Genomic DNA, 14,905 nt, shown 5'->3' with positions numbered 1-14,905 from the left:
CGTGGGCTCGGAGATGTGTATAAGAGACAGGTACTGAAACCCGACTCTGACCCCGGTTTAGCCCCTGACCCCGGTTTAGCCCCTCAAGCCGGTAAACTTGCGCGGTTTTCAAAGATTCCCGGTAGTTCCCATGTCCCGATTCCCCGCCCTTACCCTGCTGGCCGGCGCCGTGCTGTCGCTGGCTGCCTGCAGCTCGACCGCGCCGCTGAGCCGCGTTTCGCCGTCCCCGGCCGATGCCGTCGAGACTCCGGCGAATGCGCCCAATGACAACCTCAATGCCGTGCTGTGGGTGCAGCGTTCGCAGGAGTACCGGGCCAGCGCGCTGCAGACCTGGCGGCTGGCCGCTGCACAGCTCGACGCCGCGCTTGCCGATGGCAGCTGGACCGCGCTGCTGCCGGAAGAGGGTGGCAAGCACCAATCGGCGAAGTTGAAGCCGGCGGTGGTGGTGGATGTGGATGAAACCGTGCTGGACAACTCGCCGTATCAGGCGCGTTTGGTGCGCGACGGCAGCAGCTACAACGACGCGACCTGGGAAGCCTGGGTGGATGAGCGCAAGGCGCAGCCGGTGCCGGGCGCAGTGCAGTTCGCGCAGGCCGCCGCCGCCAAGGGCGTGACCATGATCTACATCAGCAACCGCACCGCGGCGATGAAGGACGCGACCATCGCCAACCTGCGCGCGGTTGGCTTCCCGGTCGTCGATGACAGTGTCTACCTGGGCTTGGGCACGCCGGTGCCGGGCTGCACCGAACACGGCAGCGAGAAGGGCTGCCGCCGCCAGCTGGTGGCGCAGAACTACCGCGTACTGATGCAGGTGGGCGACCAGTTCACCGATTTCCTGCAGGTCGAGGACAACAGCCTGGCTGCGCGCGATCTGCTGCTGGACAAGTACCAGGGCTGGATCGGCTCGCGCTGGTGGATCCTGTCCAATCCCACCTATGGTGGCTGGGAAGGTGCGGCGATCAATAATGCCTGGTCGTTGCCAGCGGACCTGCGCAACGGGGCAAAGCGCGACGCGCTGGAGGTGGCCCGATGAGCCGCGCACCGCTGCCGCTGCGTAACGACGAGCGCCTGATCTTCGCACTCGACGTACCGGGTAAGGCCGATGCCATCGAATGGGTCGACAAGCTCGGCGATGCCGTGTCGTTCTACAAGATCGGCATGGAACTGCTGGCCTCGGGCGAATACTTCGACGTGCTCGACGAACTGGCCAAGCGCGACAAGCGCGTGTTCGTCGACCTGAAGTTCTTCGACATCCCGGCCACCATTGCCGGCGTGATCAAGCGCCTGTCGCAGTGGCCGGTGAGCTACTGCACCATCCACGGCTGGCATCCCGGCATGATGGAAGCCGCTGCAGCCGCCAACAGCTCGGAAATGCGCCTGCTGGCGGTGACCGTGCTGACCTCGATGGGGCGTCCGGACCTGGCGCAGATGGGCATCGACCGTGAACCGGTGGACGTGGTGGTGGAGCGCGCGCTGGCCGCGCAGCGTGCCGGCATCGACGGCGTGATCGCTTCCGGCCAGGAAGCTGCGCCAATCCGCGCTGCGACTGGTCAGGGTTTCTCCATCGTCTGCCCCGGTATCCGCCCCGGCGGCCCGGTCGGCGACGACCAGCAGCGCACTGTGGGCGTGGCCCAGGCCTTTGCCGACGGCGCCGATGCCATTGTCGTCGGGCGGCCGATCCGTCTGGCTGCCGACCCGCGCGCCACGGCGCTGGCCATTCAGCGTGAAATTGTCGAATCAATCAAATAAATCAACAACTTATGCAGTTGTTTATAAAGTGTTGCTTTAACTGAATCGGGCGGGTAGGCTACGTCTCGTCCGGCTCTGCCGGCGATGCGTCAAACATGTCTACCGGTCCCGCACCGGTTTGAGGAGGTCTGTCACCGGCAACGGGGCGGCCTCTTTTTTTATGCCGGGTTTTGGGGATTCGTTGAGAGCACTGCGTTCTCCGCTTTGTTGTGTGGCAGCCGGAGAGCAGCCCCGGCCCTGTGCATGAAGCCATCGAACCAGCCATGCGCCCCCTCCCTTTGCCGCGGGCAAGGGGAGGGCTGGGGAGGGGGGCTCCTGCTGTCAGCCATCACCGAACCCCAATCCCGACTCTCCGCTCCACCGTGACGGCCGTGCTTGCCGCTGTCACCGGGCAGGCATCAAGATGCTTGGCCTACGGGAGGATAGCCGCCGCCATGCAACGCCGTTCACTACGCAGTTGCCACACCATCATCCTGGCCTCGGTCTGCCTGGTAGCCCTGTTGGCGGCCTGCAAGCGCAACGCCGAGCCCTTGCCCGGCGCCGCCACCGAGCCTGCCGCGGCGGTGCGCCAGCTGACCCAGTACCTGCGCAACAACGACCTGGTCGGCTATGCCCGCGCCGCGGTGCCACCTGCCCAGTACGCCGAACTGGAAGCGGCCTGGGCGCAGGGCCATAGCCGCTGGCCGCTGACCGAGCTGCCCTTGGACGAAAAACTGCCAGTATTGCTGGCAACGCTGTCGGAGAAGGATGCCGAGCGCACGCTGCAGCGCGCCTTCAAGGCGCAGTTGGAAGGCCAGAGCGCGGCCGTGCGGCAGGCCGCGCATTCGCTGGGCCTGTTCGGTGTGCAGTACATCAGCCACCAAGGTGACTACAACGCAGCCGAACGTGCGCACTACGTGCAGTTGGCTACCGCACTCAGCGATTGGGCGCAGGCCGCACCACTGTCGGATCCGAAACTGGCACAGAGCTCGATTGCCACCCTCACTGCCGCCGCCCGTGCCTCCGGACTGGCCGATGAGCAGGCCTTCCAACAGGCCGGCATGACCGGCACCTTGCAGAAACTCGGTCCGTTCGCAGCGGCCAGCAAGCAGGTGCTGGCCGCGTATGGCCTGAAACTGGATGAAAGCGTTGAGCAGATGCGCACCGGCCTGGTCTCGCAGGATGGCGACCGTGCCACCGTTCGCGTGCAGTACCCGCTCGCAGGCAAGGAACTGGACCTTGAAGTGGCGCTGGTGAGGCGCGACAAGCGTTGGTACCTGGCACGCACGCTCAGCGATGTGGACGCGGTGCTGGCGGCCGCGCGCGCGGCCGAACAGGCCAAGGCCGAGGCCCTTCAGCCGGCCGGAAATCCCGACCTGCAAACTGCAGACAACGCGGCAGCGGCGGCTAAGCCATAATGGCGCCGATGTCGAAACAGAAATCCCAGCCCGATCAGGGTGAACTGCTGCCGCCGGACGACGCCAACGCGACGCCCGCCACTCCCGCTGCCATCGTGCCGGGCGCTTCTGCGCGTCCGTCGCCTGCGTCCCGCGCTGCGCGTCGCCCGTGGTGGGCGCGCCTGCTGGGCAAGCTGATCGAGCCCTGGCTGGGCCTGAAGATCGAGCCCGAGCAGCCTGGCGAATACAACGACGGCCGCCCGGTGGTGTACGTGCTGGAGGACTACGGTCTGTCCAATGCACTGATCCTGGACAAGGCCTGCCGCGATGCCGGCCTGCCGTCGCCGCTGGTGCCGCTGGCCGGTGACCCGACCGGGCGCAAGCGCGCCTACGTGGCACTGTCGCGCCGCTCCAGCAACAGCGCGCTGATCCCCGAGCAGCGCGGCGCCAAGACCCATTCCGATTCGCTGGCCAAGCTGCTGCAGGCGCACCGCGCCAATCCGGGCCTGGACGTGCACCTGGTGCCGGTGTCGATCTTCGTCGGCCGCGCCCCGGACAAGCAGAGCGGCTGGTTCGCGGTGCTGTTCTCGGAAAACTGGGCACTGGTCGGCCGCTTCCGCCGCCTGCTGGCGATCCTGCTCAACGGCCGCGACACCATCGTCCGCTTCGCCCCGCCGGTCTCGCTGCGCGGCACCGTCGACGAAGGCCTGGAGCCGGAGCGCACCGTCCGCAAGCTGCAGCGCGTGCTGCGCACCCACTTCCGCCGCATCCGCGAATCGATCATCGGCCCGGATCTGTCCACCCGCCGCCTGCTGGTGGACAAGGTGCTGGAGTCCGATTCGGTGCGCGAAGCCATCGCCGTGCAGGCCAAGCGCGACAACTCCAAGACCACCGACGCCTGGAAGAAGGCGCAGGGCTACGCCTGGGAAATCGCCGCCGACTATTCCACCCCGGTGGTGCGCTCGGCCAGCTTCATGCTCAGCCACGTCTGGAACCGCATCTACGCCGGCGTGCTGGTGCACCACCTGGACAAGTTCAAGGAAGCCGCGCCCGGCCACGAAATCGTCTACGTGCCCAGCCACCGCAGCCACATGGACTACCTGCTGCTGAGCTACCTGCTGTACGACCGTGGCATCGTGCCGCCGCACATCTTCGCCGGCATCAACCTCAACCTGCCGGTGGTCGGCACCTTGCTGCGCAAGGGCGGTGCGTTCTTCGCGCGGCGCAGCTTCCGCGGCAATCCGCTGTACTCGGCGGTGTTCTCCGAATACATGGCGCAGCTGGTATCGGGCGGCTACTCGATCGAGTATTTCGTCGAAGGCGGGCGTTCGCGTACCGGCCGCCTGCTGCAGCCCAAGGGCGGCGTCATCTCCATGACCCTGCGTGCCTACCTGCGCCAACCGCGCAAGCCGGTGCTGTTCCAGCCCATCTACATCGGCTACGAGAAGCTGATGGAAGGCAACAGCTACCTGGACGAGCTGTCCGGCCGGCCGAAGGAAAAGGAATCGATCTGGGCGCTGCTGTGGGGCATCCCCAAGGTGCTCAAGCAGAACTATGGCCAGGTGGTGGTCAACTTCGGCGAGCCGATCGCGTTGAACGACGTGCTGGCGGTGAACGCCCCGGAGTGGGATGGCCAGCCGGTGCCCGAGGATGAAAAGCCGGCGTGGCTGATGAAGACCGTCGACACGCTCGCGCAGAACATCAACGTCCACGTCAACGCTGCCGCCGACGTCAACCCGATCAACCTGCTGGCGCTGGCGCTGCTGTCCACGCCCAAGCATGCGATGGGCGAGGCCGACCTGATCGCGCAGATCGAGTTGAGCAAGAAGCTGCTGGTGGAAATGCCGTACTCGGACCGGGTCACGGTCACCCCGCATTCGCCCGAGCGCATCATTGCCCACGCCGAGGAAATCAACGTCCTCACCCGCACCAAGCACCCGCTGGGCGACGTGCTCAGCGTCAGCGGCGATACCGCGGTGTTGCTGAGCTACTTCCGCAACAACGTGATCCACCTGTTCACCGCCTCGTCGTGGGTGGCGTGCTGCTTCCAGAACAACCGCCGCATGAGCCGTGGCGGTCTGCTGCGCCTGGGCCGCGGGCTTTATCCGTTCCTGCAGGAAGAGTTGTTCCTGCCCTGGAGCGAGGACGAGTTTGCCGCGCGCATCGACCAGACCATCGACGTCTTCGTGCGCGAAGGCCTGCTCCAGCATGTGGGCGAGGACGATGGCGGCATGCTCGCGCGCAGCACCGGCCAGACCGACGAAGTATTCCGCCTGCGCGCGATCGGCCACTCGCTGCAACAGGCATTCGAACGCTATTACATCGCCATCTCGGTGCTGGTGAAGAACGGCCCCGGCACCCTGGGTGCCGGTGAGCTGGAAAGCCTGTGCCAACAGGCCGCGCAACGCCTGAGCCTGTTGTATGCACCGGCCGCACCGGAGTTCTTCGACAAGTCGCTGTTCCGCGGTTTCATCCAGAAGATGCGCGAACTGCGCCTGGTCTGGCCGGACCAGAACAGCAAGTTGCTGTTCGACGAGCGTCTGGATGCCTGGGCCAAGGACGCCAAGTTCATCCTCGGCCGCGAGCTGCGCCACACCATCGAGCGTGTGAGCCCGGAAGCGGCGAAGCCGGAAGTGCCGCCAGTAGTTTGAGCGGCACCCCTGTAGAGCGGAGCCATGCTCCGCTGGGGCTCGACCGGTACAGCCTCTGCCGAGCATGGGTCGGCACTACCCTATCGATTGGTCTTGTGGGAGCGGCGTAAGCCGCGAAGCCACTGCTCAATCAGGTAGCGCGCATGCCGGCAACTTCAACGCTGCCGGCTTCGCGGCTTACGCCGCGCCTGCAACCCTGATCTTGCTTGCAAGGCCGCCTGCCGGGCATGGCTCGGCACTACAGTCGAGCATGGCCGGTTAGCCGCGTATGCCAATGGCTGCTGGCTTCGGTGGCGGTGGGCATGGCTGTTGCTCTGGTACGCATTTCAGCTGCTCGCGGATCTGATGCTTGATGGTTTCAATCAGGCCGTGCTCGCTTTCCTTCCTGGGGTGATCATCAACCCGGTCTGCCCTGGGAGTAATGTCGATGGTTCGTGTTATCGCCGGTGGTGACAAGGCGTAGGTATTGCGATTGTTCCAGATGCCGCAGATGGCGGTGAACGCGCCACTGCCACGTGCTGCGGCACTGGCTTGCGCCCGCGCATCGATGATTGCGTCGGTCGCAGTTGCCTTGCCCTCGGCAATGAAATAACGCATCTGTTTGCCCTTTGGGCGGAAGCAGAACATCGCACCATGACCCGGTAGCGTGCTGCTCAAGAGCAAGGTCCAACCGCCATTGTGGCCTTTGGTGTTTGCCTGTCGCGTGGCTTCCTGGCCGGCAGCGGGACGATTCTGGACCACGACGAAATTGCCGCTGTCCGGATGCGCCAACACGACCACCTGCGCGGAACAGCGTCCTGCGTAGCACGCAAACAGGATGAACACGCTCAACTGCCAGGGCCGCAGGTTACGGTCCTGCCTTGACCAGCACCGGCTTGCCGCCGCCACGGTAGGGGTCATAGGTCGGCATCCGATAGTCGTTGGGTTTCAGCTGCCGGCCACAGTTGAAGCTGCTTCCGCCGTGGCCCGGCGTGGGGTTGTAGCCTTCGCCACCAGGGCAGCCGGCCTGGCTCAGCGCGGTTTCCAGAGAGGGATACCACGACAGCAGGTTCTGCAACGGGCCCATGCACTGGAATGTTCCTGCGTTGCTGGCTTGGCACCATGCCTTGGCGGGGCCGTAGTCTGGTGGAGCAATACTTGTCTTTGGCGTGGTCGAAACCGCGGCCCCTCCTGCGGATGACATCGTCTGCACCTGCTGCCGGCTTGATGCCTCGACAAAGGGGCGCATCACCCGCTCGCGTTCAGTTGCTGCCGCGCGTTCGCGCTCTTCGGCCAGGCGTTTGCGTTCGGCCGCAACGTTGGCGCGCATGGTGTCTTCACGCGCTTTCGCGGTCTGTTGTTGGCCGCTGGTGGCGCTGGAGTTGCCAATCCCGTCCGTGCCGACGATGGTACGCGCATTGCCAACGTTCGCCGCGGACTGGCGCTGTTGCTGGGCGATGGCCTGCTGGCGTTGCTGTTCGGCCTGTCGTTCCAGACGGGTGCGTTCTTGCGCAAGGCGCTCGCGTTCCAGATCGCGTTGGCGCTGGCGGTCCACGGCCTCGGCTTCTCGACGGACATTCTCCAGGAAGCGTTGCCGTTGCAGATCCTCCTGTTGCTTCTTGGCCATTTCGCTACCCAACGTGCCGATGAACGCGTCGAATATGTTGGCGGTGCCGCTCTGCGCTGGGGCGTCGTCCCCGCCGTCGTCTTCGTAACCATCGTCGCTTGCCAGTGCTTCTTCCTGTCGGCGCAGTTCGTCCTCCCGGCGCTTGGCTGCAGCTTGCTGCTCGCCCTGTGCACTGATCTCCTTGTTCCGCTCCACCCCGCGGCGCACTTTTGCCAGGTCTTCTTCGCTCAACTGGCGGGGGGGCTGCTGTGCTGGCAACGCAGTTGGCACGGTGAGAAGAATGAACGCCACCGCAAGCATGGTCGGCTTCATGGTCAGAATCCAGTGCTCGCGGCTTCGTCACAGCTGGCCTGCAGAAAACGCATCGCGTACTCGACGCGATCGGCCATCAACGGGTCCGCAACATTCAAGCCGTAACCATCGGTGGCTCCGCTGGTGGCAAGGATGAGCTCACGCTTGCCGGAGCCATCCGACATCGAGTTCGCGAGCCTGGTGATGCTCACTTTCCCCCAGTTGATGTAGCGTGGGAGTGGGAATTCGCTCAGCGGGCGGAGTATGGCAACCCCGTCGGTGGTTGCGGTCCAGCGAACTCCTCCCGCGTACACACCCGCGTTCTCGTAGTCCATTTCTGTTATGCGGGTGACGCACGGGTTCACGTTCCCGCTCTGGTCGATGTTGTCGGTTTTCCTGACCCACAGGTTGTACATGGCCGGGATTCCATCGAACGTCGCCACGCGTTCGGGCACATATCTGGTTGATCTGTTCGGCACGCTGTTCAGGAACTGGTGGGCACCTTCGACGGTTTGCTTGGTTTGGGCGAGGGCATCACCGCCAAGCAGAAGACCGACGGCAGCAGCAAGTAGGCAGTGTCGGGGGGCGTTTTTCATGTGACCTTCCAGAGGGATGGAGTCAAGGAGAGACAGGTAATTTCGAGGTGTAGTTGAGTGCGATTCTTCGACGACTATGGAAAGCACTGGAGCGGCGGATCGATCCCCATCGTTTTGACGACCGACTTGACCTTGGCGCGATCTGGCTCCGATGCGCGGAGTGCATCGATGAGCTGTTGATTGCTTCCGTACACGGGGTGCGAGTCCTTTGCCATCGCGAAGGCAGCCGCTGCGGCCTGCAGGTCACATTGCCGGAATGCGTTGATAGCGCTTGCTTGAAGCTCCATTGCCTTGATGAGCCCGGATGCCGAATTGCTGTCGGCGTTGGCAGCGCCTGTTTCATCCACCACGAGGTTGTTTTTCCCCGCCGATACGGACTGGTTGATGAGGGTCTTGATGCCATTGACGCTGCAGGTACTGGCGTACTGCTGAAGCCTGCTCTCGGCCTGCCTGTAGGTGAAGTCAGTTGCCTTTGACCTGGCAACGTTTTCCTGGGCTTGCCTTTCCATTGCATAGCGGACCAGGGTCTCAGCCAGCGGCAGGTCGACGGATGCGACGTAATGTGCATCCCAGTTCTGGTAGTTGACGTCCAGCCCGCCAAAGAGGGCGCTTGTGATGCCGGTGGCAAGGTTGCTGCTCTTGGTCAGGTTGAGGACGGTGCTGAGGGCCGTGTTGGTGTTGCTTGCCAGATCGCGTCCATAGCGGCGTTGCTGTTGCTTCTGCGTTACCTGAAGCATGTACGCCGAGCACAGCATGTTCGTCACGATCATTCCGCTTTCAAGAAATGTGGCCGCTTCTTGCCGGCTGGCCGAGTTGGCTTGCGACAGTTTTGAATCCCTCTTGAATACGCCAGCCATGTCCTTGATGTACTGCGGGAGTTCGTCATAGGCCTTCCTGCGCAGCGTGGGTCTCGGTTGATCCTTTGCGGCCTCTCCTGCCGAATTGGAGCCCGAAGATGTTGAGCTCTTCTGAGCGGCTGCCGCGGGCCTTTGTGATAGTTCTGCTGCATTGGCTGTTGCACTCTCCCCTGGCCTGGCCGCAGGTGCTTCTTCCGACGTTGGATTTTCTTTTTCGTTCCTGCTCGGCACTACATCGGCTTTGGGCTCAGTCGCGAACTCATAGATCTCCTGATACGTCAGCGGTTGGATGGGTTTGCGCCAGGGGGCATTGATGTTCTGGAGGCTGGCGCAGCCGGTGATCAGAACCAGTGCCGGGACAAGCAGTAGCGGTTTCATGTTCACGTCCTTGATGTCCTTTCCGTGCCGCTTGCTGCCAGCGATGGCATTCCCTGTTTCCGCGATACGGTGGTGCTGCGGCACAGCAGCACCGTCTTCTTCTAATACATCGGTACCGGGGACTCCACGGGACGACGGGCGAGCTGCGCGGAGGATTCGCCCGCGCCACGCACGAGTCGTTGTGGCCGTTGAACGCGCTGCGCGTCCGGCTGTGGTTCCACGGCGCCTGACCATCGGAATGCATGCCCATGGCCAACCGCATGCGTGCGGCTGGAATTCGCTTTCTTCATGCTGCCCCCTGCAGACGTTGGGCCTGCCGATCTGTCGCCTGATCGACCAAACCAGCACCAAGCGCTGTCACCGGCAGTTGACCGTAGCCACAAAACCCAAAACACTCCCAACCGGGGCTTGACAACAGGGGGAAGGCCTTGGATCGGATGATTCAGCTGGTGGCGTTGGGGGAGGGCGGATGAGGCGCTCGTATTCCGGCTGCCTGCCCAAGCCGCTGCATTGGTTCCTCCTCACCAGGGGAGGGGCACATGGCTGATGGGGAACTGCTGGGTGAATTGCTGCGACCGCTCTACGCTTCGGTGCTGGATCCGACGCAGCTGGAAGTATTCAACCAACGCATGGCCGAAGCCACCTGCAGCCACATCACCGGGGTGATCATTCACGATGTCGCCGCCGGCAAGGGCCAGCTCAGCCACATACATGGCGTGGACAATGCGTATATGGCTGGACTGCTGGCCGACCTGGACCTGCGTGACGACCCGTGGATGAAGCGGGTCAGTCCGCAATTGGCCATCGGCCGGGTGTTGAACACGGATGCATTCCTTGCCCGCAGCGTCGCGTTGAACAGCGGTTTCTATGACGCCTATTACCGGCAGCTGGATATCGTCCAGCAGGTGGCATCGGTAGGTCTGTATGACGGCACCAACTCAGTGACCTTGTCCATGTGCCACGGTGACCTGAAGCGGACCTATGGCAAGCAGGAGCTCGGCTTGCTGCAGGCGCTGACCCCGCACTGGATCAACGCCTATGCCATGTTGCGGCGGATCGGTGACCTGCAGCAGCAGGTGACCACACTGGAGCAGGCACTGGAGTGTTCGCCGGTAGCAATGTTGATGTTGGGCGGGAATCTGCGTATCTGCCGTAGCAATGCGGCTGCCGAACGTTTGCTGGAGTACGGATTGCTACGCCGAGAGGGGGGGCAGTTGGGCGTGGCAGGGCGTGCCCAGGCGGGGCTGCAGGGGCTTTTGCAACGCGCGTTGCGCGGCGACAGCCAGTTGCTCGGCGGGGATGTGGAGAAGCTGGTGTTGCACGATGCCGCACAGCGTCCGTGCCTGGTTCTGACCGCACATCGGCTCGTGAAATGGTCACCGCAGGAGCAGGGGGCGTTACTGGTTTTCGCACGCGAGGTGAGACCGGCACCAGAGTCGCTGGAGTCTGCATTGCGACAGCTGTTTGGGCTGACGGAGGCCGAATCGCGGCTGGCGTCCGCAATGCACCGACATGCCGATGTTGGCGCAGCCGCCCTTGAGTGTGGAATAACCCCAGGTACGGCCCTGGGTCGGCTCAAGACCATTTATGACAAAACGGGAGAGCGGGGGCAGGTTGGCCTGGTGCGCCTGGTCAGCGTGCTGGCCACGGTCTGCCGCTGATCCGCGAAGCCGACAACAAGTTGAGCTGTCGCGGCTGCCGGCATCCCGTCGGTTTCAACGCTGGCGGCTTCGCGGCTGACGCCGCTCCTGCAACCGCAGTGTGCGGTGGATTGCCTTGGAAAGCTGCTGCCGAGCATGGCTCGGCACTACACGGTGATTGCCAGCCGGTGATTGTTGAACCGCATTCAGGCTGGCTCGTTCGGGATCAGCATGCTTTCCAGCTTGGTGATGCAGTCGCGCAGCTGCAGCTTGCGCTTCTTCAGCCGCTTGGACTCCAGGTCGTCGTCCGGGTTGGCGGCCAGGCGCGAGATGTCTTCGTCCAGACTGCGGTGTTCGGCCCGCAGGACGGCGATGCGTTGGCTGATTTGCTCGGGGGTCATGGTCTCCACGGGGATTGAGCATACACGTTGCCGCTGGCCGCGTGAGGTAGGCTGCCGACCCGGTAGAATGGGGGCATGAGCGCTGTCATTTCCCTGCCCGATCCCGCCCCGCGGGCCCGTGATCCGCACGTGGCCGAACGTGAACACCAGAAACTCGGCAAACGCCTGCGTCACCAGGTAGGCCAGGCCATTGCTGATTTTGGCATGATCGAGGCCGGCGACAAGGTGATGGTCTGCCTGTCCGGTGGCAAGGACAGCTATACCTTGCTCGACATCCTGCTACAGCTGCAGAAGAAGGCGCCGGTGCCGTTCGAGCTGGTGGCGGTGAACCTGGACCAGAAGCAGCCGGGTTTCCCGGAACATGTGTTGCCCGAATACCTGGCCTCGATCGGCGTGCCGTACCACATCATCGAACAGGACACCTATTCGGTGGTGAGCCGGGTCATCCCGGAAGGCAAGACCATGTGTTCGCTGTGCTCGCGCATGCGCCGTGGCTCGCTGTACACCTACGCCGAAGCCAATGGCTTCACCAAGATCGCGCTGGGCCACCACCGCGATGACATGGTGGCCACGTTCTTCATGAACCTGTTCCACCACTCCAAGATTTCCGGCATGCCGCCCAAGCTGCGCAGCGATGACGGCAAGCATGTGGTGATCCGCCCGCTGGCCTATGTGCGCGAAGCGGACATCATCGAATACGCCGACACCCGCCAGTTCCCGATCATTCCGTGCAACCTGTGCGGCAGTCAGGAAAACCTGCAGCGCAAGCAGGTTGGCCTGATGATGAAGCAGTGGGAAAAGGACACGCCTGGCCGCATCGAGCAGATATCACGCGCGCTGGGCGACATCCGTCCCTCGCAGCTGGCCGACCCCAAGCTGTTCGACTTCATGGCGCTGGGCCGCAATGAACAGGCGCCGGCGTCCGATCCACAGGCTTGGCTCGCAGGTGGCGACAAACAAAAAGATCAAGAAGCCCTTCTCCCGCCGGGAGAAGGGTTGGGATGAGGTTAGGCAGTGCTACGGTGGTTTCAAACCAAGCACTGCGCATCACCTCATCCATCCCCCTGCTCCACCGGCGGCACGCTCTTCGGAGCAGCTTCTCCCGCGAGGAGAAGCATGCCCCTGAACCATGAATACGAAATAGGACATCCATGTTTTTCAAGAACCTCACGCTGTTCCGTTTCCCTACCTCCATTGATTTTTCCGACGTCGACACGCTGCTGCCGCAGGTGGTGCTCAAGCCGGTTGGCGCGCTGGAAATGACCTCGCGCGGCTTCATCTCGCCGTTCGGCCGTGAAGAAAAGATCCAGTTCTCGCACCGCATCGGCGATGCGCTGTGGCTGACCGTCGGCGGTGAAGACAAGATCCTGCCCAGCGTGGTGGTCAACGACCTGCTGCAGCGCAAGCTGGAGGAGATCGAAGAGAAGGAAGGCCGCAAGCCCGGTGGCCGTGAGCGCAAGCGCCTGAAGGACGACCTGCTGCACGAGCTGCTGCCGCGCGCCTTCGTCAAGAGCTCGCGCACCGATGCCTTCCTCGACCTGCAGCACGGTTACGTCGCCGTCGACAGTTCCAGCCGCAAGACCGGCGAGAACGTGATGAGCGACATCCGTGGCATGCTCGGCAGCTTCCCGGCGATGCCGCTGAACGCCGAAGTCGCACCGCGCGCCATCCTGACCGCGTGGATTGCCGGCGAGCCGCTGCCCGAAGGCCTGAGCCTGGGCGAAGAATGCGAGATGAAGGACCCGGCCGAGGGTGGTGCGGTGGTCAAGTGCCAGCACCAGGAACTGCGCTGCGACGAGATCGACAAGCACCTGGATGCAGGCAAGCAGGTCACCAAGCTGGCGCTGATCTTCGAGGACAACCTGTCCTTCGTGCTCGGCGACGACCTGATCGTGCGCAAGTTGAAGTTCCTCGATGGCGCGCTGGACCAGCTCGAGCACATCGACGAGGAAGGCCGTCGCGCCGAACTGGATGCCCGCTTCGCCCTGCAGAGCGGTGAAATCCGTCGACTGTTCCTGCTGTTGGAGCAGGCATTCAAGCTGAGCAAGGCTGATAGCTGAACCCGTTGCTGACCTACCCGGTTTCGTAACCGGGTAGGGACTATGCTGGGACCATGGTTAGCCTGCTTCGCCGTCTGATGACCCCCGCCGCGCCGGTGATCCAGCGCGACACGGTGCGCCTGCGCCTGGACGATGCCGAGATCGAAGTGCTGCGCGTGCGTGATCCGCGTGCACGCCGGCTCAAACTCAGCGTGGACGAACGTGGTGCGCGGCTGACCATGCCACTGCGGGCGAGCCTGGTTTCCGGCGAGCGCTTCCTGCAGGCCAACCGGCAATGGTTGCAGCAGCAGTTGGCGCGGCTGGGGGGCGATGGCTTGCTCGCGCCAGCACTGCGTCTGCGTGAGCCCGGCGTGCTGCCCCTGCGCGGCGAGTTGTTGCCGGTGCAATGGCAGGAAGGTCGGTTCACCCGCATCGAGGTTGATGCGGGTGTGGTGACGGTCCAGCTGCCGGCACGCGCTGGGGAGCCGGCGTTGCGGCGCGCGCTGCGAGAGTTCTATGAAGTGCAGGTGCGCGCCGATGTCGGCCAGTGGCTGCCGCGCTATTTGCCGGGCCTGGCACGTGCACCGTCACGGCTGCGGCCAAAGGTGATGTCCTCGCAGTGGGGATCATTGGCGCCGGATGGTTCGATGGCCTTAGACCTGGCCTTGGTATTGGCGCGGCCGTCGGCATTCGAGTACGTGCTGGTGCACGAGCTGTGTCACTTGTTGCAGGCCAACCACTCGCCAGCGTTCTGGGCGGAAGTGGAAGCGCGTTTTCCCGAGTGGCGCGATGAGCGCGATTACCTGCGTGAGGAAGGCCGCAGGTTGAAGAGCACCTTGCATCAGCTGCTGCGGGCGCAGGGCTGAAGCCGAAGCTGAAGCCGAAGCCGAAGCCGAAGCAACGTCAAAAGCTTTCTCTTCGCTCCTCGAGCGTAAAGCCAAAGCTGGCCACTGTAGTGCCGAGCCATGCTCGGCAGAGCTTTACCGGCAAGATCAAAAGCTTCCCCTCATCCCAACCCTCGCTCCGCGCCCCGGCCCTTGCGCTGGCGCAAGGGCGTTCGATGGGCAGCGAACCTGTGGTTCGCAAGCTGCCCCTCTTACCCCGCAAGCGGTAAAGGCCACTGTAGTGCCGAGCCATGCTCGGCAGGGCCTTGCCGACAAGATCAAAAGCTTCCCCTCATCCCAACCCTTCTCCCGCAAGCGGGAGAAGGGCTAAAGCAGTAGCAAGAGCCAAAAGCCAAAAGCCAAAAGCCAAAAGCCAAAAGCCAAAAGCCAAAAGCCAAAAGCCAAAAGCCAAAAGCCAAAAGCCCCCCTCCCCGGCC

At 63.6% G+C, this 14,905-nt stretch carries 13 protein-coding genes; 8 read left to right on the top strand and 5 right to left on the bottom strand.

Annotated elements, in window-relative coordinates:
• Nucleotides 1–130: 130 nt before the first annotated feature.
• From AC1VWL_RS17725 to plsB, 4 genes are all read left to right on the top strand, one after another.
• Entirely contained in the window at nt 131–1,033 is a 903-nt protein-coding gene (locus AC1VWL_RS17725) for a 5'-nucleotidase, lipoprotein e(P4) family (RefSeq protein ID WP_482987558.1), read from the top strand.
• Nucleotides 1,030–1,749: an orotidine-5'-phosphate decarboxylase gene (gene pyrF, locus AC1VWL_RS17720; RefSeq protein ID WP_482987557.1), complete on the top strand. Its 720-nt coding sequence runs from the start codon at nt 1,030–1,032 to the stop codon at nt 1,747–1,749. The genes AC1VWL_RS17725 and pyrF overlap by 4 nt, the downstream gene beginning before the upstream one ends.
• Before the next feature lie 434 nt (nt 1,750–2,183).
• The gene (locus AC1VWL_RS17715) at nt 2,184–3,146 is read left to right on the top strand and encodes a hypothetical protein (RefSeq protein WP_482987556.1); all 963 of its coding nucleotides are present in this window, start codon (nt 2,184–2,186) and stop codon (nt 3,144–3,146) included.
• Nucleotides 3,146–5,776, top strand: coding sequence for a glycerol-3-phosphate 1-O-acyltransferase PlsB (plsB, locus tag AC1VWL_RS17710; RefSeq protein WP_482987555.1), 2,631 nt, complete (start codon nt 3,146–3,148; stop codon nt 5,774–5,776). Before AC1VWL_RS17715 ends, plsB begins: the two co-directional genes overlap by 1 nt.
• A gap of 258 nt (nt 5,777–6,034) precedes the next feature.
• Here plsB and AC1VWL_RS17705 read toward each other — a convergent pair whose 3' ends face one another.
• The 4 genes from AC1VWL_RS17705 to AC1VWL_RS17690 all read right to left on the bottom strand — a co-directional run bounded on the left by AC1VWL_RS17705 (nt 6,035) and on the right by AC1VWL_RS17690 (nt 9,504).
• Entirely contained in the window at nt 6,035–6,601 is a 567-nt protein-coding gene (locus AC1VWL_RS17705; protein ID WP_482987554.1) for a hypothetical protein, read from the bottom strand.
• Between the two features lie 22 nt (nt 6,602–6,623).
• Entirely contained in the window at nt 6,624–7,694 is a 1,071-nt protein-coding gene (locus AC1VWL_RS17700; protein ID WP_482987553.1) for a hypothetical protein, read from the bottom strand.
• Between the two features lie 2 nt (nt 7,695–7,696).
• Nucleotides 7,697–8,269 carry a hypothetical protein gene (locus tag AC1VWL_RS17695; protein ID WP_482987552.1) on the bottom strand — a complete coding sequence of 191 codons (573 nt, stop codon included), beginning with the start codon at nt 8,267–8,269 and terminating at the stop codon, nt 7,697–7,699.
• Nucleotides 8,270–8,343: 74 nt separating this feature from the next.
• Entirely contained in the window at nt 8,344–9,504 is a 1,161-nt protein-coding gene (locus AC1VWL_RS17690; protein ID WP_482987551.1) for a hypothetical protein, read from the bottom strand.
• Between the two features lie 539 nt (nt 9,505–10,043).
• Here AC1VWL_RS17690 and AC1VWL_RS17685 point away from each other — a divergent pair.
• Entirely contained in the window at nt 10,044–11,165 is a 1,122-nt protein-coding gene (locus AC1VWL_RS17685) for a helix-turn-helix transcriptional regulator (RefSeq protein WP_482987550.1), read from the top strand.
• A 185-nt stretch (nt 11,166–11,350) separates the two neighbouring features.
• Here the strand turns inward: AC1VWL_RS17685 and AC1VWL_RS17680 are convergent, their stop codons facing one another.
• Nucleotides 11,351–11,545 carry a YdcH family protein gene (locus tag AC1VWL_RS17680; RefSeq protein ID WP_481614790.1) on the bottom strand — a complete coding sequence of 65 codons (195 nt, stop codon included), beginning with the start codon at nt 11,543–11,545 and terminating at the stop codon, nt 11,351–11,353.
• A 75-nt stretch (nt 11,546–11,620) separates the two neighbouring features.
• Between AC1VWL_RS17680 and ttcA the strand changes: the two genes are divergently transcribed.
• From ttcA to AC1VWL_RS17665, 3 genes are all read left to right on the top strand, one after another.
• Entirely contained in the window at nt 11,621–12,550 is a 930-nt protein-coding gene (gene ttcA / locus AC1VWL_RS17675) for a tRNA 2-thiocytidine(32) synthetase TtcA (RefSeq protein WP_482987549.1), read from the top strand.
• Between the two features lie 146 nt (nt 12,551–12,696).
• On the top strand, nt 12,697–13,605 hold the full coding sequence (locus AC1VWL_RS17670; RefSeq protein WP_282269426.1) for a recombination-associated protein RdgC: 909 nt from the start codon (nt 12,697–12,699) through the stop codon (nt 13,603–13,605).
• Nucleotides 13,606–13,658: 53 nt separating this feature from the next.
• A complete protein-coding gene (locus AC1VWL_RS17665; protein ID WP_482987548.1) occupies nt 13,659–14,450 on the top strand; it encodes a M48 family metallopeptidase in 792 nt (263 codons plus the stop codon).
• Nucleotides 14,451–14,905 lie beyond the last annotated feature (455 nt).

The sequence above is a fragment of the Stenotrophomonas sp. STEN063 genome (assembly GCF_056854515.1).
This window is presented reverse-complemented; position numbering and strand designations above follow the sequence as displayed.